The 20,473-nt window shown below is 62.0% G+C and carries 19 protein-coding genes, 1 tRNA gene and 1 riboswitch; of the genes, 6 read left to right on the forward strand and 14 right to left on the reverse strand.

Features of this window, described 5'->3' with window-relative positions; all coding sequences use genetic code 11:
• Positions 1 to 4 precede the first annotated feature (4 nt).
• Positions 5 to 685, reverse strand: coding sequence for a hypothetical protein (locus VKT51_04645; protein ID HLJ83441.1), 681 nt, complete (start codon positions 683 to 685; stop codon positions 5 to 7).
• 757 nt (positions 686 to 1,442) lie between these two features.
• Positions 1,443 to 1,793, reverse strand: a complete 351-nt coding sequence (locus VKT51_04650; protein HLJ83442.1) for a tRNA-binding protein — start codon at positions 1,791 to 1,793, stop codon at positions 1,443 to 1,445.
• A gap of 32 nt (positions 1,794 to 1,825) precedes the next feature.
• Between VKT51_04650 and VKT51_04655 the strand changes: the two genes are divergently transcribed.
• Both VKT51_04655 and VKT51_04660 read left to right on the forward strand, forming a co-directional pair.
• Positions 1,826 to 3,919 (forward strand): prolyl oligopeptidase family serine peptidase, encoded by a 2,094-nt coding sequence (locus VKT51_04655; GenBank protein ID HLJ83443.1) that lies wholly within the window; start codon positions 1,826 to 1,828, stop codon positions 3,917 to 3,919.
• Positions 3,920 to 3,938: 19 nt separating this feature from the next.
• Positions 3,939 to 4,673: a hypothetical protein gene (locus VKT51_04660; protein HLJ83444.1), complete on the forward strand. Its 735-nt coding sequence runs from the start codon at positions 3,939 to 3,941 to the stop codon at positions 4,671 to 4,673.
• Here VKT51_04660 and xerA read toward each other — a convergent pair.
• Entirely contained in the window at positions 4,670 to 5,626 is a 957-nt protein-coding gene (gene xerA / locus VKT51_04665; GenBank protein HLJ83445.1) for a site-specific tyrosine recombinase/integron integrase, read from the reverse strand. The genes VKT51_04660 and xerA overlap by 4 nt on opposite strands.
• Positions 5,627 to 5,790: 164 nt before the next feature.
• Here xerA and VKT51_04670 point away from each other — a divergent pair, with 164 nt between their 5' ends.
• Together VKT51_04670 and VKT51_04675 are read left to right on the forward strand one after the other, a co-directional pair.
• Entirely contained in the window at positions 5,791 to 6,273 is a 483-nt protein-coding gene (locus VKT51_04670; GenBank protein ID HLJ83446.1) for a hypothetical protein, read from the forward strand.
• 253 nt (positions 6,274 to 6,526) lie between these two features.
• Positions 6,527 to 7,213 (forward strand): hypothetical protein, encoded by a 687-nt coding sequence (locus VKT51_04675; GenBank protein HLJ83447.1) that lies wholly within the window; start codon positions 6,527 to 6,529, stop codon positions 7,211 to 7,213.
• 33 nt (positions 7,214 to 7,246) lie between these two features.
• Here the strand turns inward: VKT51_04675 and VKT51_04680 are convergent, their stop codons facing one another.
• The 4 genes from VKT51_04680 to mdh form a co-directional block, all read right to left on the reverse strand.
• Complete coding sequence (locus tag VKT51_04680) at positions 7,247 to 7,717, reverse strand: CoA-binding protein (protein ID HLJ83448.1); 471 nt, start codon at positions 7,715 to 7,717, stop codon at positions 7,247 to 7,249.
• The gene (locus VKT51_04685) at positions 7,714 to 9,024 is read right to left on the reverse strand and encodes an O-acetylhomoserine aminocarboxypropyltransferase/cysteine synthase family protein (GenBank protein ID HLJ83449.1); all 1,311 of its coding nucleotides are present in this window, start codon (positions 9,022 to 9,024) and stop codon (positions 7,714 to 7,716) included. Before VKT51_04685 ends, VKT51_04680 begins: the two co-directional genes overlap by 4 nt.
• Positions 9,025 to 9,129: 105 nt before the next feature.
• The gene (locus VKT51_04690; protein HLJ83450.1) at positions 9,130 to 11,253 is read right to left on the reverse strand and encodes an ATPase, T2SS/T4P/T4SS family; all 2,124 of its coding nucleotides are present in this window, start codon (positions 11,251 to 11,253) and stop codon (positions 9,130 to 9,132) included.
• Positions 11,254 to 11,367: 114 nt separating this feature from the next.
• Entirely contained in the window at positions 11,368 to 12,318 is a 951-nt protein-coding gene (gene mdh / locus VKT51_04695) for a malate dehydrogenase (protein ID HLJ83451.1), read from the reverse strand.
• 171 nt (positions 12,319 to 12,489) lie between these two features.
• On the opposite strand from mdh, the gene VKT51_04700 reads away from it, so the two are divergent.
• Complete coding sequence (locus VKT51_04700; GenBank protein HLJ83452.1) at positions 12,490 to 13,647, forward strand: citrate/2-methylcitrate synthase; 1,158 nt, start codon at positions 12,490 to 12,492, stop codon at positions 13,645 to 13,647.
• Positions 13,648 to 13,667: 20 nt separating this feature from the next.
• On the opposite strand, the gene VKT51_04705 is transcribed toward VKT51_04700, so the two are convergent.
• The 3 genes from VKT51_04705 to VKT51_04715 all read right to left on the reverse strand — a co-directional run bounded on the left by VKT51_04705 (position 13,668) and on the right by VKT51_04715 (position 15,203).
• Positions 13,668 to 14,477, reverse strand: a complete 810-nt coding sequence (locus VKT51_04705) for an anti-sigma factor (protein ID HLJ83453.1) — start codon at positions 14,475 to 14,477, stop codon at positions 13,668 to 13,670.
• A complete protein-coding gene (locus VKT51_04710; GenBank protein ID HLJ83454.1) occupies positions 14,477 to 15,052 on the reverse strand; it encodes a sigma-70 family RNA polymerase sigma factor in 576 nt (191 codons plus the stop codon). The genes VKT51_04705 and VKT51_04710 overlap by 1 nt, the downstream gene beginning before the upstream one ends.
• 78 nt (positions 15,053 to 15,130) lie before the next feature.
• Positions 15,131 to 15,203, reverse strand: a tRNA-Gln gene (locus VKT51_04715).
• Between the two features lie 526 nt (positions 15,204 to 15,729).
• On the opposite strand from VKT51_04715, the gene VKT51_04720 reads away from it, so the two are divergent.
• Positions 15,730 to 16,719 carry a sulfotransferase gene (locus tag VKT51_04720; protein HLJ83455.1) on the forward strand — a complete coding sequence of 330 codons (990 nt, stop codon included), beginning with the start codon at positions 15,730 to 15,732 and terminating at the stop codon, positions 16,717 to 16,719.
• 83 nt (positions 16,720 to 16,802) lie between these two features.
• Here VKT51_04720 and VKT51_04725 read toward each other — a convergent pair whose 3' ends face one another.
• From VKT51_04725 to VKT51_04740, 4 genes are all read right to left on the reverse strand, one after another.
• Positions 16,803 to 17,645: an NlpC/P60 family protein gene (locus tag VKT51_04725; protein ID HLJ83456.1), complete on the reverse strand. Its 843-nt coding sequence runs from the start codon at positions 17,643 to 17,645 to the stop codon at positions 16,803 to 16,805.
• A riboswitch (cyclic di-AMP (ydaO/yuaA leader) is annotated at positions 17,646 to 17,802 on the reverse strand.
• A 219-nt stretch (positions 17,803 to 18,021) separates the two neighbouring features.
• On the reverse strand, positions 18,022 to 19,356 hold the full coding sequence (glmM, locus tag VKT51_04730) for a phosphoglucosamine mutase (protein HLJ83457.1): 1,335 nt from the start codon (positions 19,354 to 19,356) through the stop codon (positions 18,022 to 18,024).
• A complete protein-coding gene (locus VKT51_04735) occupies positions 19,353 to 20,024 on the reverse strand; it encodes a hypothetical protein (protein ID HLJ83458.1) in 672 nt (223 codons plus the stop codon). Before VKT51_04735 ends, glmM begins: the two co-directional genes overlap by 4 nt.
• Positions 20,008 to 20,473: DNA integrity scanning protein DisA nucleotide-binding domain protein (locus VKT51_04740; protein ID HLJ83459.1), on the reverse strand; the 466-nt coding region annotated here is incomplete at its 5' end. The genes VKT51_04740 and VKT51_04735, both read right to left, overlap by 17 nt.

A 20,473-nucleotide genomic window follows, 5' to 3' on the forward strand; every position in this document is an offset into this window, starting at 1 on the left:
CCGACTACATCTGCTTTGCAGCCATCGGAGACGGCTTGACGGCCGGATTCTTCGTCGCAAACGCACCCGATGGATTCGGCACGGTCCAGAACTCCACGTCCCAGAGATCCGGAAACGCGAATGCAAACGTCACATCGGAGACGGACTTGGCCTTGCCCGCCTTCACGATGTCGGCCCGCGTCGGGTTCGTCGGCGATCCGCCGGCAGCGGCCATCTTCTTGACGGTGACGTAGCCGAAGTTCGAGCCCCCGACCGGCTTCACGAGACCGTAGTGCACGTGCGCGCCGAAGTCGAACCACCGCGCGGGCAATAGGCCCCACTTGGAGGGCGGCAGCTTAGCGCCGTTGCGGACCACCGAATAATCCACGCCGATCAGGCGGCCCTTGACGTCGTACCACAACTGGCTCGGATGCGTCTCGTCGCTGTTGAAGTATTTCGGATTCACCCAGCTGATGGCACCGGTCGAATCCTCGTCGGTGTAACGGAAATAGCCGGCGGCAGCCGCCTGAGCAGTCGTGCCGTACAGACGTTGAAGATCAGCAGTCGCCTTCGCGACAAAGGTTGCTTCCATGGCATTGGGGTGATCGGACGGCTGCGCCGTAGCCGCAAGAGCCCGGTTCGTGCCGCCACATACGAGAATGATGGCTGCGCTCAGAGCGAGCGCTGCCGCAAGTTGTTTTTTCATGGCGGGCAATTCGTCGAGGGACGCCGCGCTCCCGCTTGCAGTTGTCGCCTTGGTATCGACGAATGCGGCTTTGTTGGACTTTTATGAGCGTGAACTGAGGCTTCACCTTAAGCGGGACCGCGTCGAATCGGGGCGAGCGATACGCCGGAGGACGACTGAATTCATTGTGAACAGTTTATTGTTCCCGCGTTTAAAAATGTTATCTTGCTCATTGTCCATGTATACTTTATTTGCGTTAGCGACGCATCCTGAAACACCGCTGTTGCTTCGGCGTCCCCATTTAAGATCAATTTGACGTCTAGTATCTTGCTCTTGCCAGGGGGGATTGAGATAAAGGCAACCGCGCCTTCCGAGCGTGAAAGGCCCTTCGTTGAGATTAGGGCCGAGCCAGAAAATGATTGGATCGTATCATCGGTGTTATTAGTAACTAGGAATTCAACGCTTAGCGTCTCAGACTGAGTCCTCTCGAGGTCAAGCGCTCGCATATAGTATATGGTGTACGGCTGGGCAGATATATCGCAAGTTGCGGCCTGATTCGACGTTTCATTATCGGTAGCGACTTCGAGATGTGTCGTTATTTTGGTGCCTAGTCTAGATTCACTCCGAACCGAAAATGGCATGGCGGACAGCAACGCAATCGTTCCGCAGCAAAGCAGAGGAATCAAACTCCGAGATGGCATTATCGGCTTTCCAGTTTCAATTGGTGTCCTAAGAGGTTTCGCTGTCCATTATCGCTTCGGCGTTTGACGCAAATCTTTTAGAATATTTTCGCTCCCAAAGGCACCCGTCGGTCTGTTGACAGGAGAATCACCTCGAATTCCTCGTCGGCAGCACCCAGGACGAGAACCTCGCTTTCGAAGTCGGCTATCCGTTTGGCTGGGAAGTTGACAACGGCGGCGACGATCTTGCCGACGAGTTCCTCCTTTGTGTAGCGCGCGGTGATCTGCGCGCTCGATCGACGAACACCGACGTCCAGCCCAAAATCTATCGTGAGTTTAAAAGACGCTTTGCGCGCTTTGGGGAAATCCTCGACCGCAGTGATGCGGCCGATCCGAATGTCGACCTTTTCGAAGTCGGAGTATCCGATGGTCGGCTTTGTCGCAATCATAGTCGTCATACCACATACGGGGAGAAAGATCGATGCGAAGACTCGCCATCGCGCTCGGAGTGATTTTGGCCGCGGCCGCAGTGAAGCCCGCCTCGGCAGTGCCCGCGCGTCAGTTCACGATGGAGGCGATTCTTTCGGCGCCCTTCGTCGACAATCTCACCGCTTCATCCGACGGCAATGCGATCGCATGGACGGTAGACGAGCGCGGACTGCGGAACATCTATTTCAACGCTTCGGGGTCCACGCGCCGGATCAGCTCGTACTTCAGCGACGATGGGCAGGTGCTCAGCAACCTGTCGATTCTGCCGGATGACAGCGGCGTTGCTTACGTGCGCGGTACCGATCCGAACGGCCAAGGCGAGATCGCCAACCCGGCCACGCTCGCCACGCCGCCCACCCAAGACGTCTGGCTGCTGGATCTCGAGGGGGGAAAACCCGTTCACGTGGGTCTGGGCGGCCAACCTGCGGTTTCGCCGCACGGCGACAGCATCGCGTGGGTGAGTCATGGCCAGATGTGGCTGGCACGTATCCAGCGACAGGGGGCGATGCTGCGCGTCGCCGCCGCTGCTCAAGCATTTACGATTCGCGGCAGCGTGCGGGGCTTGCGTTGGTCTCCCAGCGCGCAGCTGATAGCCTTCGTGAACGACCGCGGCGACCACTCGTTCGTTGCCATCTACGACGTCCGACGGCGCGCGATTTCGTACGCCTCACCGGGATTCAACTCAGACGATAACCCGGAATGGTCGCCCGACGGATCTTCTCTGGCCTTTGTCCGCATGCCGGGTCTTCGCGAAGACAATTCGGACTATTTTCTCGGCCCCGAAGCGCCGTGGTCGATCTGGGTCACTCGGAATGACGGCTCCGGCGGGCGGGCGGTTTGGACGGCTAACACAGGAGCCGGCTGGCAGTTCTACCCTCTCGACGACAATTCGCAATTGTTCTGGTCGCGCGACAGTCAAATAGCTTTTCCCTGGGAGGGCGATGGCTGGCGTCATCTCTACGCGGTTCCGGTTTCGGGCGGTCAGGCGCGTCTGCTCACTCCAGGTCAGTTCGAAGTAGAGTCGGTGACCCAGAGGGCGGGAAACGGCGTGCTTACCTACGCGACGAACGAGGGCGACATCGACCGTCGCCATCTATGGCAAGTGGCATTTGACGGGTCTGCTCCGCAAGCGCTGACATCGGGCACAGATGACCAGTGGGCGCCCGCTCCGATACGCGAAAACGGGCTGGCCTTCGTCAACGCCGGATTCCGATATCCGACCGCGGTAGAAGAAGAAGAAGCACCGCTCGGTTCAGCCCGATCGCTCGGCGGGGCTCCGGTCCCAAGCGACTATCCTGCGGCGGACCTCGTTCAGCCGCAGCTCGTCACGTTTCACGCGCCAGACGGGCTGCTGATCCACGCGCAGCTCTTCGTGCCGAACGACGGCTTGGCCGTACATCCCGCGATCGTCTTCGATCACGGCGGCTCCGAGCGCCAGATGTTGCCCGGTTTTCACTACCTAGAATTTTACAGCAACCTTTACGAATCAAACCAGTTTTACGCCAATCATGGCTGCGTCGTGCTTTCGATCAATTACCGCAGCGGCATCATGTACGGACACGATTTCCGCATGGCCCCGCACGCCGGCGCGCAAGGGGCCTCCGAGTACCAGGACGTCGTCGCAGGCGCGAGGTTCCTTCAGACGAGAACCGACGTCGATCCTAAACGGATGGGAATCTATGGACTCTCCTACGGCGGCTATCTCACAGCGCTCGGGCTCGCGCGCAATTCGGACATCTTCAAAGTCGGTGCGGATTTCGCGGGCGTGCACAACTGGGCCACTTGGATCGACTGGAACGATGGTCATCAGGTCGGCACGCCCGAACAGCGGCAGCTCGCGTACGATAGCTCCCCTATCGCGTCGCTCGCGTCGTGGCGCTCGCCGGTCTTTCTCTCGCAGGGCGATGACGATCGCAACGTCGCGTTCTCGCAAGGTCTGGATCTGGCGCAGCGGCTCCGCGCGCAGGGCGTGGAAGTCGAACAGCTCGTGATCCCAAACGAGACGCACGAGGAGAGCCTTCTGTTCGCGCACATGCTACAGCTCTACAACGCGTCCTCCGCGTTCATGCTCGCTCACTTGCGGTAGGTCACCAAGGCGGTCGATAGTGAGACGAACTGCCGCCGCTGCGATCGCGCTTATGCTCCTCACGGGGAGCGCTGGCCTTGCAAAGCCGCGCGCTTCGACGCCTGCCGAGATCATCGCGGCTATCTACAACCCGGCAGCGCGGCACCGGCTCGGACTGATTCATTCCTTCATCGCATCGGGCACCGTTACATTGGGGAACCAACGCGGCGTTATCTCGACATATTGGAAGGCGCCGACTATGAGCGTCACGGTCACGAAGTACTACGATGAGTCGGGATCATACGCGTCGGGATTTGACGGCCGCCGCGGCTGGTTTGCGTATCCGACCGGTTACGAATATCCGCTTGGTCCGCACGAATGGATGCAAGACTGCCCTATGATCTGGCTGAGCAACCCGGACTGGTTCCCGAGCCGCTGGCCGGCAACCAAACGATATGCGAATTGGTCGATGATCGGCGGAGCCCCGGCGCTGTACGTTGAGATCACGACGGCCCATTGCGGAACGGCGGGCAAGTATTTTGATCTAAAATCATTGCGGGAAATCCATATCGGGCCGCTCGCAGACGGCACGGTTGACTGGAACCGGAACACTCCACTCCTTCAGGGACCCTACGGCTTCGAATTCCCCGCATTCGCTAGGAACGTCCTATACGGCACGTCCGTTCACGGAGTCATTTGGTACGATCAGCTTCGCGTCAACGTGCCGCTAGACGATGCGATGTTCCAAGTTCCGGTGTTCCGCCGAATGCCTTAGCGCTCTTTGTCGCGCGGGTGCGAATCCTCGTACGTCTGGCGGACGTGCTCCATGGAGACGTTCGTGTAGATCTGCGTTGTGCTCAAGTTCTCGTGGCCAAGCAGCTCCTTGATGACCATCAGATCGGCTCCGCGTTCCAGCATATGCGTGGCGAATGAATGACGCAGGGTATGCGGCGAAGCGGCGCGCTCGATGCCGGCTGATTTCTTGAACGCCGCGAATTGGTAGCGGACGGCACGGGCGGTGAGCCGATTACAGCGCTTGGAGATGAAGAGCGCTTGGGATGCGCAGTGCGGCCGGCAATTCAAGTATCGGTTCAACGCCCTGACGGCCGTCTTGTTCATCAAGACCATGCGCTGCTTGTTGCCCTTGCCCGTGACTTTGAGGAGCCGGCGTTCTCGGTCGACGTCTTGCATGTCCAACCCGACAAGTTCGGCGATCCGGACGCCGGCCGCGTACATCATCTCAAAGATCGCGTGATCGCGGGAGAAGAGGAACTCGTCATCGATATTCACCTTGGCCGAGAGGAACTTGCCGACCTCACGTTCCGACAGCACCTTCGGGAGCCGCCGAGGCTCTTTGGGAGGCGCCAGATCCACCACGGGGTTGTCCGACCGCTTACCAGACCGAACAATGAACTTGTAAAAGGACCGTAGCGATGCGATCCGCCGACGAACCGCCGGCGCGGTATAGCGCCGCTGGCCCATCAGCGTCATGACGTACTTGCGAGCGTCGATCAGCGACGCGCCGATCAAGAGCTTTTCCGAGCGTTCTTTGTCGAGAAAACGCGCGAAATCGTCGATATCGCGCGAATACTCTTGCGCCGTCCGCCCCGAAAGGCCGCGTTCGAGCCGTATATAGGCCGAGAATTCCTCGATGACCGGCACGGCTTTTGCGGTGTTTTTCACTTCCCCAAATGATTGTTTGGGGAAGTCGGGGATTCCTTCGAGCACGGTCGAAAATATATCGATGCGCCCGCAAGATAACGCGCTTGGGATTGGCCCGCTTCTGCCGGATTGGGGCTCACCGGCGCCGCGGATCGAGGATTCGGCGACCGGCCACTATGCGGGAGACGCAGGTGACTTGATTCGTCACTTCATGAACGTGTGTCGTTGACGTGGCATCAGACCCGTCAGGAGCCGGCTCTGTCGAGCATGATCTACGGCGCGCGATGCATGCGGCGCTCGCCGGTGGAACTGCCGTTGTATTGGCGACGGTCTCCCCTCGCGGCATCCCGGCAACCGCACTTTGCACCTGGGTGGTCGCCATCGGAACCAGAACGATCGCGATCGCGCTCGATCATCGCAGTTCTGCGTATATCAATATCTCTGCGGGCAGCCCGCTTGTCGCTTTCGAGATACTTGCCGACGATCTTGTCATTGCCGCTCGCGGCATAGCAACCATCCGGCTCCCGCTCCTGAAGTCCGCGCCCTTTCCCTGCGGCGGTGTGGCCGTCGACATCGACGAAATCCGGGATCACTCCGTCAAGGGCATCCGTTTTCACGCGCCGACGTACATGTTTGACGAAGACAAGCTATATCGGCGCGACGTCGAACGGGCGATATTCGCAGAGCTCGCCGCCTTGGGCTCAGCCGGCTAAAGCAATGCAGCCGCCGTTGTTGTGAGCAGTCCCGGTCTCGTCAAGGTCGCGAAGCGATGCATCGCTACGGCGTTCAAAGCGTCGCTGGGCTTCTGCTTCGTCCCGCCGGCTCCGAACTATTAGCATATGCCGTTCTGTGAAGATTCTGTGAAGTGCGCCAGATAGCACACTTTGCTTGCGAGACCGACGGGTGACGGGGACGCACTGACCAAGAAGGCTGCACTTGTCGTCTGCTCATTCAAGGGGTGCAGCAATGTCTGATACGCGCCAACGCCTGACTCTCGCGGGCTCCGCATTCTTCTTAGCTTCTTCGCTCGTCGTCGCAGCCTGCGGCAGCCAAGACGCGGTTCTTCCTGGCGCGGGGCACGCCCAGAATCGTGCGATCTTGCATCGGTCGGCAGAGCCGACCGCCACCGCTTCGCCGATCCAGCTCGTGCCCGGTACGACCGTGGGCATCGACGTCTTTCCCGAGGGCGACACGAAGAGCGGCGGCCAAGGCCAGACCGTCAACGGCATCCCCTGTCAGAAGGTCGTCAACGAGATATTCCATCATCACGTGCATCTTTCGCTTTTTGTCAACGGCGTGCAGTACGCGATTCCACGCGGCACGGGCATGAAGAATCCGGGCACGGGGCACTTCGTGCATAAGGCCGACTGCACGTACTGGCTGCACACCCACGATGAAACCGGCATCTTGCACATGGAAGCGCCGGTGCTGCGGTCCTACACGCTGCACGACTACTTCTACATCTGGGGAGAACCGCTCAATCAGTCAAACGTCGCGGGCTATACCGGCCCGATAACCGTCTTTATCAACGGCGTTCAGGAATCGGTCGATCCGCGAACCATCGTCTTCGCGCCGTACATGGAGATCACGCTCGAGGTCGGCTCACCCGTCGTGCCGCCGCCGGTCTACATCTTCCCACCCGGCTACACCTAGGTCGCAGACTCCGGCGCTCCGCCGACCTCGGTCCTAACTTCGCCTCGCAGAGATCCGGCCTGAGTTCATGCCAGCCATGCTCAGGCCGCCTGCGATGCGTGCATGTTCGACCTTCAGACAGCGATCGACGACGACGCTCAGACCGGCATCGTCGGCGATTTTGATGGCCTCCTCGTTGACGACACCGTATTGAAACCAGATGGCCTTAGCCCCGGCTGCGACCGCGTCGCGTGCGACCTGCGGGCAGTCTGCGGGCTTTCGGAAGACGTCGACGATATCGGGCGGTCCTTGCGCTGCCGCATAGGCCGAGAGCGATGGGTAACACGGCACGCCGTCGATGTCCGGCGTCGCCGGATTGACGCCCAACGCGTCGACGCCATGCGCCCGCAGATATTTATATACGAAATTGCTCGCTCGGAGCGGGCTCGCGCTCGCGCCGACGACCGCGATGTGCCGAGCGGATGTGATGAGATCACGCAGCTGCGACGGTGCGGAGAGAATCACCGCGCAGCCGCGCCGGCATGCTGTCGCGCAGCCGCGAATCCTTGCTCGAGATCCCAGATCAAGTCGTCGGCATCTTCCAAGCCGATCGACAGCCGGATCATGTCCGGCGTGATGCCGCCGGCTGCCGCTTCTTCTTCTGTCAACTGCTGATGCGTGGTGGACATCGGATGGATCACAAGGCTCTTCGCATCGCCGACGTTTGCCAGGTGGCTCCACAGCTGCAACGCTTCGAGGAAGGCGACCGCAGCCGCGCGTCCGCCGCGCGGCGCGAAGGTGAGGATTGAGCCCGACCCCAGCGGCAGATAGCGGCGCGCGAGCGCATGGCTCGGATTGTCGGGCAGGCCTGCGTATTTCACCCAGGCGACGTCGGCGTGTGACGCGAGGAATTCCGCGATACGCTGGCCGTTCTTGACGTGCCCCTCCATCCGCAAGGCTAGCGTCTCGAGCCCCTGCACGAGGAGCCACGCATTCATGGGCGAGATGCAGGCGCCGATGTCGCGCAGCACCTCAGCCCGCGCGCGCATAAGGTATGCGTATTCGCCAAACGTCTCGGCAAACTCAAGTCCGTGATAGCCTGGGCTGGGCGACGAGAGCAGCGGATGCCGTCCGGAGGCCCACGGGAACTTGCCGGACTCGATCATCACTCCGGCGATCACCGTGCCATGGCCGCCGATGAACTTGGTACCGGAATGCACGACGATATCCGCGCCGTGCTCGATGGGCCGGCAGAGATATGGTGAGGCAAAGGTGTTGTCCACGATGAGCGGCACGCCGGCATCATGCGCCGCATCTGCCACTGGCCGCAGATCGGCAACGCGACCGCCGGGATTGCCGATCGTCTCGATATACATCGCCCGAGTGTTCGGCCTGACCGCGGCGCGCATCGCTGCAGGGTCGCCGTGCGGCACAAATGTGGTCTCTATGCCCAGCCGCTTCAGCGTCACCGTGAGCTGCGTGATCGTGCCGCCATAGAGATCGGCCGCGGCGACAAAGTGATCGCCGTGTTGCGCTAGCGTGAGAAACGCGACCATCTGCGCCGCCTGCCCTGAGGCGGTCGCGATCGCACCGAGTCCGCCTTCAAGGCTCGCGATCTTCTCCTCGAAAGCCGCGATCGTGGGGTTGGAGATGCGGGTGTAGATATCGCCGTAGGTGCGCAGCGCGTAGAGATCAGCTGCCTTTTCTGCCGATTCAAAGACGAAACTCGACGTCATGTGGATGGGCAGCGCCCGTGCGCCGGTGGTGCGGTCAGGCTGCGTACCCGCGTGGAGCGCGCGTGTGCGAAAGCCGAACGTGCGGTCTGATGCCATTATGGCGAAGAGTTGTCGCCGCGGAGCGTGCGGACCTTTGGCGTTTCCTGATGTAGGGCGGACCTTTACGGTCCGCCGGCGAGCCCTAAAGGCTCGCCCTACAAATCAAACCGTGACGCGCATGACCTCGCGCAGCGTCGTGTCGCCATCAAGGAGGCGCTGCATCGCATCGTCGCGCAGATCGCTGAAACCGTGCGCCGCGCAGTAGTCGAGCAGTTGGCTCGAATCCGCGCCCTTAGCGATCAGACGGCGCATGCCTTCGTCCACCACGATGACTTCGTGCACCGCCATGCGTCCGATGTAGCCCGTGTCATGGCAGGCCGCGCAGCCCCTACCGCGCCAGAGCGACGTGGGTGCCACAAGCGGCAGCAGCTCTTGCAAGACGAGCTGTTCATCATCCGGCAGTTCGTACTGTTCCTTGCAGCGCGTGCAGATACGCCGGATAAGCCTTTGGCCCACGACGCCGATGAGCGACGAGCCGATCATCGCCGGATCGACGCCGATGTCGACGAGGCGCGCGATGGCCTGGACGGCGGAATTCGTGTGCAGTGTTGAGAGCAGCAGATGCCCCGTCAGGGCTGCACGCACCGCGAGATCAGCCGTCTCGCGGTCGCGGATCTCACCGACGTAGATGACGTCTGGATCCTGGCGCAAGAGCGAGCGGAGCACTGCCGCGAAGGTCAAGCCGCGTTTGACGTTGACCTCGACCTGATTCACGCCGTGCACGCGATATTCGACGGGGTCTTCTACCGTCGTGATATTGGTGGCGCCATCATTGATCTCTTGAAGGCACGCGAACAGCGTTGTCGACTTGCCGCTCCCGGTCGGACCGCAGCAGAGGATCATGCCATAAGGACGCTTGGAAAGCGGTTCGAACGCCGCGTAGTTCTGGTCGTTAAAGCCGACGGATTTGAGGTCTTTGACTTGCGGGCTCTTCTCGAGGAGCCGCACGACGATCTTCTCGCCGAACACCGTCGGCAGCGACGAGACCCGCAAGTCGAACTCTTTGCGCTGGAAACGGATGGAAGCCCGTCCGTCCTGAGGCACGTGGTGGACCGTGATGTCCATCTGCGTCATGATCTTGATGCGCGACACGACGGCGGCGTACGCGTTCTTGGGCAGGCGGCGCATCTCGTGCAGCACACCATCCAACCGGAATCTGACGGTGATGCCTTCGGCGAACGGTTCGAGGTGGATGTCGCTCGCGCCGTCGTCCACGGCACTCCGTAAGATCGAATCGACAAGCGTGACGATCGGCGTCGTGTCGGAGAGACGCCGCAGCGTCTCTAGATCCTCGACATCGGTGCCCTCACCGAAGCCTTCGGCGAGCGCCTTGTCCGCCGCGACGGAGTCGATGAGCCTATCGGCGGAATGCAGGTTTGCGCCGTGATAGACGTTGTTGATCGCGGCTTCGATGTCTTCGACCAGCGCAAAGCGGACCTCGATGTCCTTCTTCGCGCGAAGCTGGATGAGGTCGAGCGTGGGCAGATCCGCGGGATCGGCCATGGCCACGACGAGTTTGTCGCCTTTGCGCGAAAGCGGAATGATGTACTGGCTCGTGGCGATGCCCACCGGAATCGCATCCGATGCGCTCGGTTCGGGGCGCGTGCGATTCAGATCGACGAACGGCACGCCGAACACAGCCGAGAGAAAGTCATCGAGCTGCGCGTGCGGCGTGATGTTGAAGTCCACGAGGATGTCGCGCAAGCTGCGCGCCTGATACAATCGCGCGAACAGGATGCGGTCGGTGTCTGCCGGATTGAGTTTGTGGGCCTGCTCCATGCGTCGCATGAGTCGCAGATAATACGCGTGATGCGCTGGGCTGAGCGGCTGATTGCCCATCGGGCCGTCGGCTGCTTCAACCGACCGAAGATTCGGGCGTTCTTCCGAGCCGGGCGCGTAGATCGCTTCGAGAATCGCGAAGCGCTCGGTCGAGCCGAGATTTTGGAAGCGGATGCCGTATTCCGGACCGCGTTCTCCGGCGTCATCCCATACGACTTCAATCGCCGCGCGCACGACTTGACCGCCGGGCAGCGCCAGCTGCGCGAACCCCTTCGCTCCCACCGTGATCTTGTCAGCCGTTGCGAGGCGCAGACCGCCGGCGCTGACGTCCCGCGCGTCGCCGCTCGCCACCTTACCATCGTCGGTGCGCACGACCACGGAGACGTGGAGATTCCCGCGCTGGAACTTACGCCGCGCCTGGGCGATGGTGGTGACGGCACGCTTCAAGAATGGAGCTCCATTCGTTCTACCTTACATTGTCATCGGTCGCGCCCGCGATGAAGCAAAGCCGCCGGCGCACAAGACGCCCGCGGCTCCTTCGCTGTCCCGTAGGACGTATCCTTAATGTGGCTGCGGGGCTCCGGATATCGCGCCAAGGGCGTCCACAAGCTCCTTGACCGCTGCAGCACTGCGCGTCAGTGCCGCGGATTCATCGGGGGTCAGCTTGAGCTGGACGATCGCCTCGAGGCCGCCGGCGCCGAGCTTGCACGGAACGCCGATGAAGAGGTCGCGCAGCCCGTATTCGCCCGTGAGCCGCACCGCGCACGGCAATATCTTATGCTTGTCGCGGAGTATCGCATCCACCATCTCGGTGATCGCTCGTGCAGGCGCATAGTAGGCGCTGCCCGTCTTGAGCAGCGCGACGATCTCGCCGCCGCCCTTGGCCGTTCGATCGACGATCTTCGCGATGGTCGCGGCGTCCATCAATTCCGTGATCGGCACTCCGGCGACCGTCGAGTATCTCGGCACCGGCACCATCTGATCGCCGTGACCGCCGAGAACCGCAGCGTAGACGTTGTCGACACTCACTTTGAGTTCCATCGCGATGAACGCGGCCATCCGCGCCGAGTCCAAGACGCCGGCCATTCCTAAAATCCGCTCGCGCGGAAAACCGCTCTTCTGGCGTGCGACCTCGCACATGGCATCCAGTGGATTCGTGACGATGATTAGGATGCAATTCGGCGACTGTTTGACCGCAGATTCCGTGGCGCTTCCGACGATCTGCGCGTTCACCTTGAGCAAATCGTCGCGCGACATACCGGGTTTGCGCGGCAGACCGGCGGTGATCACGACGATATCCGAGTCTTTGGTCAACTCGTAATCGTTGCTGCCGGTCACTGTGACGTCCGATCCCTCGACCGGCAGCGCCTCCTGCAAGTCAAGCGCCTTGCCTTGCGGCACGCCTTCCACGACATCCACCAGCACGACGTCGGCGAGCTCCTTGGCGGCTAGCCAGTGCGCAGTTGTAGCGCCGACATTGCCGGCGCCGACGATGGTCACTTTTTTCCGCATAACGATCCTCATAGTGAGCTGCGCGACAATTGTGGCGTCTCGCGGCGTACGACTTTTACCGCACTTGCCGGATTCGGACCTGGGAGTTGCCCGTTTTCCGTGCGGCGAATGTAGCACCGTTTGCGCGGGAATACCACGTACGTGGGAATATCATGCGCAGGGAGACCACGAATGGAATCGGGTTCGAAAAACGGCAACGCCGACGCGGGCCTTCGAGGCGCGGTCGTCGGAGACACGCGGCTTTCATCCATCAACGGCGACGAAGGCCGGCTCATCTACCGCGGCATCGATATCCACGATCTCGCACGAGAATCGACGTTCGAAGAGACCGCGTATCTGTTATGGTACGGCGTGCTGCCGAGCCGCACCAGCCTCGACGAATTCCGCGCGCAACTGAGCGCTCGCCGAGAACTGCCGGCGGTCATCCAGGATATGCTCCGCTCGCTTCCCCCAGCGGCCGCGCCCATGGACGTCTTGCGCACGGCCGTGTCCGCCCTCGCGCTCTTCGACGACAAGGTCGACGATAGGTCGCGCTCCGCGACGATGGAGAAGGCGCTTCGATTGACCGCCATCTTCCCCACGATCCTCGCAGCGTTCCATCACATCGCGAACGGCCGTGAGCCCATCGCACCGCGGCGCGATCTCGACACCGCTTCGAACTTCCTCTACATGATGACAGGGCAGACGCCAAGCGATTCTGCCGCGCGAGTCCTGGACGTTGCGCTCGTTCTTCACGCCGACCACGGCATGAACGCCTCGACGTTTTCCGCCATCGTCACTTCCGCCACGCTCTCCGACATGTATAGCGCGATCACGTCGGCCATCGGCACACTCAAAGGCCCGCTGCACGGCGGCGCCAACGAAGGCGTGATCCACAACCTCATCGAGATCGGCGACCTCGACCGCGTCGCAGCATGGGTCGACGCAAAGCTCGCTGCGCACGACAAGATCATGGGGTTCGGTCACGCCGTGTACAAAGCGTACGATCCGCGAGCCACCGAACTCAAAGCGCTTGCCGGCGCCGTCGGTGCTGCCGCCGGTTCCACGAAATGGTTTGCGATGACCGAGGCGATGGAGCGGGCTGTCTGGGAACGTAGGGGTTTGTATCCGAACGTCGACCTCTACAGTGCGTGCGTCTACCACACGCTCGGCATACCGACCGCATACTTCACACCCGTTTTCGCGATGAGCAGAATCGCCGGATGGTGCGCGCACGTGATGGAACAGTATGAGGATAACAAGTTGATCCGGCCGCGCGCGAACTATGTCGGGAACCGCGGCGTCGTCTATGTTCCCATCGATGAGCGCGCGATCGACGTCGCCGTGTAGGGCGCGCCTCTATGGCGCGCCTATAGGACCTGCTGCATCACCCACGGCATCGTCGGCTTATCGCTCCCGCCCGGCGGCTCCATCGTGAAGGCCACGACGTCGCCCGACTCGACCGGCATCGGCATGTTCACCATCGCCACACCGGTCGGCATCACTCCCGCGCGGTGCACCTTCCCCTTGTGGATGATCCACGCCTGATACTTCATGCCGTGCGGCGCAGCAGGCACAACGCCGACCAGCGTTGCGTTTCGCTGCCCCGGCGGCTGAGCGAGCACGCAGTGCCACCAATGCTCGCCGCTGCCGCCGCTCATCTCCCATACTTTGCCGTGGGCGATGTCTGCGACGACGCTGTGCACGACTTTGTCGTCGGCAAGGATCGCCGCGGTATGGCGCCGTTCTAGGTCCATGGTCGTGTGCGCGAGCGCCTGCTCGCGTTTCATCTCGGCCATATTCTTTTCGGCCGCCGCTCGCGCGCCCATCGCACCGACGGCATAGCCGAATCCGCAAAGAATCACCGCCGCCGCGGCGGCAGCCGTCCACCAGCGCAGCTTCGAGGCTCCGCGAGGATCCATCGTCGCGGCGCGCCGGATCCTTCCGCCTGCACGCAGTTCGGCCCGCGCGTAGTCCGCGATCCGCTTTTTTAGGTCGTTCGAAGGCTCGGCGATTTCGCATGCCAACGGCAGCAGCTGCACGGTTCCGCGCATTTCGGCGATCGCCGATCGGCAAGCCTCGCAGCTGGCGAGATGCGCTTCGATAGCGCTCGCTTCTTCCGGGGTGACCGCATCCAGCGCGTACGCGCCGGAGATCTCTACGACGGCATCGTGATCCATCATGCGCCTGTGACCCCGGCCTCAGGGCGGTCCAACATCGATTTCAGCTTCTGCAATCCGATCCGCATGCGGCCCTTCACGGTCCCGAGCGGCACGCCCATGAGACCTGCGATTTCGACGTGTGTGTAGCCTGAGAAGAACGCGAGCTCGATGCTCTTCTTCTGCTCTGCCGGAAGCTGCTCCAGAGCGCTGCGCACGACATCGCCGCTGAGCGACGACCAGACTTGCGCCCACGTACCCGGGGCGTCCGATTCGCGTTGTTGCACGACCTCAAGCGGCACGAAGTTCGGCATGTTCGCGTGCGAGCGCAGTTTGTCGATCGCGCGATGGTGGACGATTGCCATAAGCCATGTCCGCGCGCTGCCGCGGTCGGCTCGGAACGAGCGTGCTTGGCGCCAGACGGAAAGAAACGCGTCCTGCACGACGTCTTCGGCGGCCAGCCGGTCACCGAGCACGCGGTACGCCATCGAGAAAGCAACGCGGTGATAGCGGTCGTACAGGACGTCAAGCGCGTCGAGCTCGTTGCCGGCGAGCGCCGCGATCAGCGTTTCGTCGGCCGGCTTCGGACGATCCACGTCAGCTGGGTCTTCCCATCGATTGGTATACGTCCGTCGCTAGCCGCTGGATGAGTGAGGATGGATGCCAGGCTTATGCTGGGGCGGTAGGATTCGAACCTACGGTAGGCAGATTCAAAGTCTGCTGCCTTACCAGCTTGGCTACGCCCCAGTACGCGCGATAAACCATATCCCGTGCGGGTCGGCCGATGTCCTCGTTGGGGGCAGAGGACCCGATGCTCCGTTCAAAGCGGGCCCGGAGGATCACGGCGATCCCGACAGGAGGGTGACAGTCGTCTGAACGGACCCGATCGCGCCGCGACGACCGCCATTCCCGCCGCCGCGAGGATATTTTTGTTCCGATGCAATGCCAAGAACTGGGACTGTGACAAAGCTGTGATATTCTGAAACGTTGAGGCGGTCGGATCTTTACGACAAATGCGATGCGCTGAGATTTTGCTCACCCGTTCTGCCGCCGTTTCGAGTCGCTCCTCTAAGCTAACTCCCTAAACGCTACAGCCGGGCACTCTCTGGAGTGCCGTGTGTGGGGCTAGAGAGATCAGCTCATTCATTTGCCGTTCAGCAAACCGATTACGAATCGGTCGGTCCATCACATTCCCATCCTGCGTTCATCAATCAGCAAGGTTGGGCTCATACAATACGTCTGTGATGGCCCACGTCTCTTCGATCGCGCCCCGATGCCGACGCTGAAAGGCCTCTCGAACCGGCTGCGCACGCTGCGTGGACAGCTTTTCATCAATACGAGCGATCACCATCGCGATTCGATTCTCATCGCGGCTATGCAGCGCAGCGGCACGACGTGGCTGAGCGATATCATCAATTTCGACGGCTCCTTTCGTTCGATGTACGAACCGTTTCATAACCGGAACGTGCCGCAAGTCGCCCACTTCCATACCTGGCAATATCTTCGTCCAACCGACGATTCGCCTCGCTATGTCAAGCCGGCCGCGGACATATTCGAAGGCCGCATCCGCAATCCGTGGATCAGCGCATACAACACCCGCATCGTCGCCGGGCCGCGCATCATCAAAGATGTCCGCAGTCTGATGATGATCGGCTGGATCCACGCTCACTGGCCAGAGATGCCCATCGTTCTGCTCATACGGCATCCGTGCGCTGTGCTCAACTCTCTTCTCAGGCTTCGCTGGCACAGCAACGCGGCAAAAGAGATCCTTTCCCAGCCGCAGCTGATGGAAGACCATCTGGAGCCTTTCCGCGCCGACATCCAATCCGTCTCGCGCGACGTCGACGACCATCTGCTCGCCTGGTGCGCGAACTACTATGTCGCGCTGCGTCAGCTCGCAGGCAAGAAAGTGTTCGTCGCCTTTTACGAGCGCATTCTCTCCGAGCCGCACGAAGAGATCCCGCGTCTCTTCTCGTACTTGGGCAGGCCCATCCACGATCGGGTGTTCACCCGCATGGCGGCTCCGTCGGTGCAAGCGCGTGTGTCGCGCGACGGAGAATCTAGCGCCGTTCTCAGAGGCGGCAACCTCGTCACCGACTGGCGACAGCACATCACGCAGGCTGAGATCGACCGCGCGATGTGGTGGCTGCGGCGATTCGGGCTCGACGACATTTATGGGCCTGGGTCCATGCCGCTCGTCGCCGACCTCTCCCGACACCGCGTCGCGGCATCACCCGATCGCTCGCCCGCGTACTCCTTGTAGCATCAAGCGATGCACCGCAGCAAGAAAGAAGCCGGTGCGTCTGACCGGCTTCTTTGGTATCTACTTCCGCCGTTCTTTGAGGCCTACACTCCCGTAAGCCGGCGAGCGCCGATGAACCGCTCTGCGTAGTAATCCTCGGCGAGTTGATCGATGCGAACGCCGTCGGACGACGACGCGTGCACGAATCTGCCTCCGCCGAGATAGATCCCGACGTGCGATGCGCCGGGGGCGTAGGTCTGGAAGAACACGAGGTCTCCGGGTCGGAGATCGGCGACGCGAACATGGCGACCGGCTTCGAATTGCCCATCGGCCATGCGCGGGAGGTCAATGCCGTTTTTCGCAAAGACCGCCCAGACGAACCCCGAGCAGTCGACCCCGCCGTACGACGTGCCGCCCCACGAATACGGAACCCCGAGGAATCGCATCGCAGTCGCGGTGATCCGTGCGTCGAACGCAAGAGCACGCTGTGCTTGCTCCATCGCAACGGCCGTCGTGAGACCGAACATCGGCAGCGACCCGACGTGCGTGGCCGCCCACAAAGCTTGACGCCCGGCGACCGGCGAGACGGCGGCGACATGTCCGGACTTCGCGGTTCGGCTGCGATGCATCGCTTTTTGGCTGCGATGCGTCGCTGTTCGGGCCGCTGTCTTCTCCCGATGCGTGGGAGAGATGCAAGCGGGGCGTGAGTACCGGTCACCGACCGTTATGGACTCGCCAAGCGACAGAATACTGGTATCCGACAAGCCGTTGCGCCGCTCGAGCGTGGCGACCGAGCTGCCGAAGCGAGACGCGATGCTCCAGAGCGAGTCGCCGGACGAAACCGAGTATGTGATGGCGTGCCGAACCACCGGACATGCAAATGCCGGCTGACCAAGAGAAAACGCTGCGGAGACCACGACGAGGTAGAGAGCGAGCCGCTTGAACAACGGTTCCCTTTCAACGCCTGCGGGGTTAGCTGACGGGTTAGCGCTGAAAGTGCGCCTCCGCGCCGCCCTGGCGCGGACTCACCCCTAGAGGACCTGGGTCCCCCGCTCCTCACGCAGATCGATGCACGGCCTGCGCGGAATTCGGCGAATGGATGCGGCTTCGCATGGGTGCGAATCCGCTGGTAACAATGAGTAACGTCCGGTGCTTAAATTCCGGTCGAACTCTCCTTACGAGTGTAGCCTGAAGGCCGCGATTTCGGCCATGAGGTGCGTCACTTGGGGCGGCTGACGTCGGCCCCTTCAGCAGGTCGGCCGACAGCGTCCACGTCTGTCGGCAAGCTTCAACCGTTCGACGAGACGTCCTGCCCGTCCCGAATCACGGACTCTGAGAGGCCCGAATCTTTGATGCGATGCTTTCCGCAAGTTGCTGCATCTCGATCTCGTCTTGCCCCTCGATCATGATTCGTACCAGCGGTTCTGTGCCCGACGGCCGCACGAGAAGGCGACCGCGTCCTTCCAACGCGCTCTGCACGCGCGCCACAGCTTCGCGCACGCCGTCATCAGCGTCGGCTCGAGCCTTGTCGTTCACGCGCACGTTGATGAGGATTTGCGGATAGGTCTTCAAGATCGATGCAAGGGATGCGAGCGTTTGGCCGCCAGCGACAAGGCCGAGGACGCGAACCGCAGTCGCGATGCCGTCGCCGGTGGAGTTTGCCGCAAGATCGATGACGTGCCCAGACTGCTCGCCGCCGAGACGATAGCCGCCGGCTTGCATCGCCTCGAGCACATAGCGGTCGCCTACTGCCGTCCGCAGCATCTGCACGCCCATCTCGCGCAGCGCGATCTCAAGGCCGACGTTGCTCATGACCGTGGCCACGACCGTGTCGTGGAGCAGCTGCCCGGATTGCGCGAGATCTTTGGCCCACATCGCGAGGATATGATCGCCGGTCACTGTCGCGCCTTGCTCGTCCACGAACAACGCCCGATCGGCGTCGCCGTCAAACGCGACGCCGACGCTTCCGGGTCTGCTGATGACAGCCTCGCGCAGCGCCGTGAGATCCGTGGCGCCGCAACGCACGTTGATGCGCCGCCCGTCCGGACGGCAGTGTATCGGCACGACCGTGGCGCCCAACCGCGCGAGAACCTTTGGCGCGATGTCGTAAGCGGCGCCGTATGCGCCGTCCACGACGATCGTTCTTCGCCCCAAGTCACGGCCGAGGCTCACGCAGTGTTTCGCGTAAGCGCCTACGCTTCGGCGCCGATCCAAAATCGTACCGACTTCCGTGCCGGTCGGCCGCGCTAATCGTTCGTGCGCGACGACGTGGTCAGCGATCTCGTCTTCAAGAGCATCCGCGAGCTTGCACCCGTCTGCTGCGAAGAACTTGATGCCGTTGTCTTCGATTGGATTGTGCGACGCCGAAATCATGACGCCGGCGGCGGCGCCGAGATGACGCGTCAGATACGCGACGCCGGGAGTCGGCACGATCCCAAGCTTCCAGACATCCAATCCGACCGAACAGATGCCGGCGCTCAGCGCTTCTTCCAACATCGGGCCGGAACAGCGCGTATCGCGCCCGACGAGAACGGGCCGGCGCTCGCCGTGCGCCGCGAGCGTGTGGCCCCCGGCCCGGCCCAAGCTAAAGGCGAGTTCAGGAGTTAGGAACTCGTTCGCGACGCCGCGAACACCGTCGGTTCCAAATATTCGATTCATGGGCGCAATCCGATCCCAGGGTGCTTGGCTGTGCGCACGGTGATCGTTGCGCGGACCAAAGGCGGATCGATCGTCACACCGGCGACAGGCGTCAACTGCGCGTCCACGGCGACGGGTCGGACTTCCATCACGGCGGATTCATGTGGACCAGGCAAAGCGACGGTCGTTTGGGCGGCTACGACGCTTGCGACGGCGCTCGCCGCTCCTGCCACGGTGACCGTTGACGGTTCGAGATCGGCCTGCAGATCCGGGCTTCCTTCAACATCGCGCACGACAACCGGCACGACGCGGTACCCGTAACGATCCAGGATGAGTTCAGCCGCACCGGGCGTCACCGAGCGGATGCTGTCGGTCGCCGGACCGCGCGTCGAGATCTCGACGGAATATGTGCCGATACCCTTGCCCGCCGCGTCCACGAATGCGATGAACGAGTCCGGCGTCAGACCCTCGAGCTTCGGCCGCGCGCCCGCGAGCTCGATCGTCACCTGATGCACGTTGACGCTCGCGACGAGTCCCGACGCTATATGCTGCACTGCGACCGGGAGCACGAGGGTCTTCGAATACGTCGCTTCGCCTGTCGTCAAGTAGTTGAACGTGAACCAAAGCACGATCGCGATGATCACCGCCGCGAACTTGAGGCCGAGATCGCGTCTAAACGCTTCGATCATCGACATTCTCCTGGCGCGACCACATATGGCGGATCGATTCGACCCATCCCGCCGGCTTCACGGGCGAGGGTCGGGCGAGCACAAGCCGCAAGGCTCGTTCGATGGCGGCCGCCGTCTCGAAATGTTCGGTGAGATGACCGTCCTGAACGATCGCGATTGCGCCCGTCTCTTCTGACACGACCAGTGCGATCGCATCGGTCTGTTCGGTGATGCCGATCGCCGCCCGGTGGCGCGTGCCGCGACGACGCTCGCCGGCCGTCGCTTCTTCCGAGAGCGGCAGCACGCAGCCGGCCGCGACGATCCGATTCAGATGCAAAATGGCGGCTCCGTCGTGCAGCGGCGTTCGCGGCGTGAAAAGCGCGGTGAGCAGCTCGGGCGAGACGTGCGCGTCGAGCGCCGTGCCGGTCTCCGAATACTCCTGCAGCCCGGTGTTGCGCTCGATGACGATG

It is taken from the genome of Candidatus Eremiobacteraceae bacterium, assembly GCA_035295225.1.
Classification (GTDB): domain Bacteria; phylum Vulcanimicrobiota; class Vulcanimicrobiia; order Eremiobacterales; family Eremiobacteraceae; genus JABCYQ01.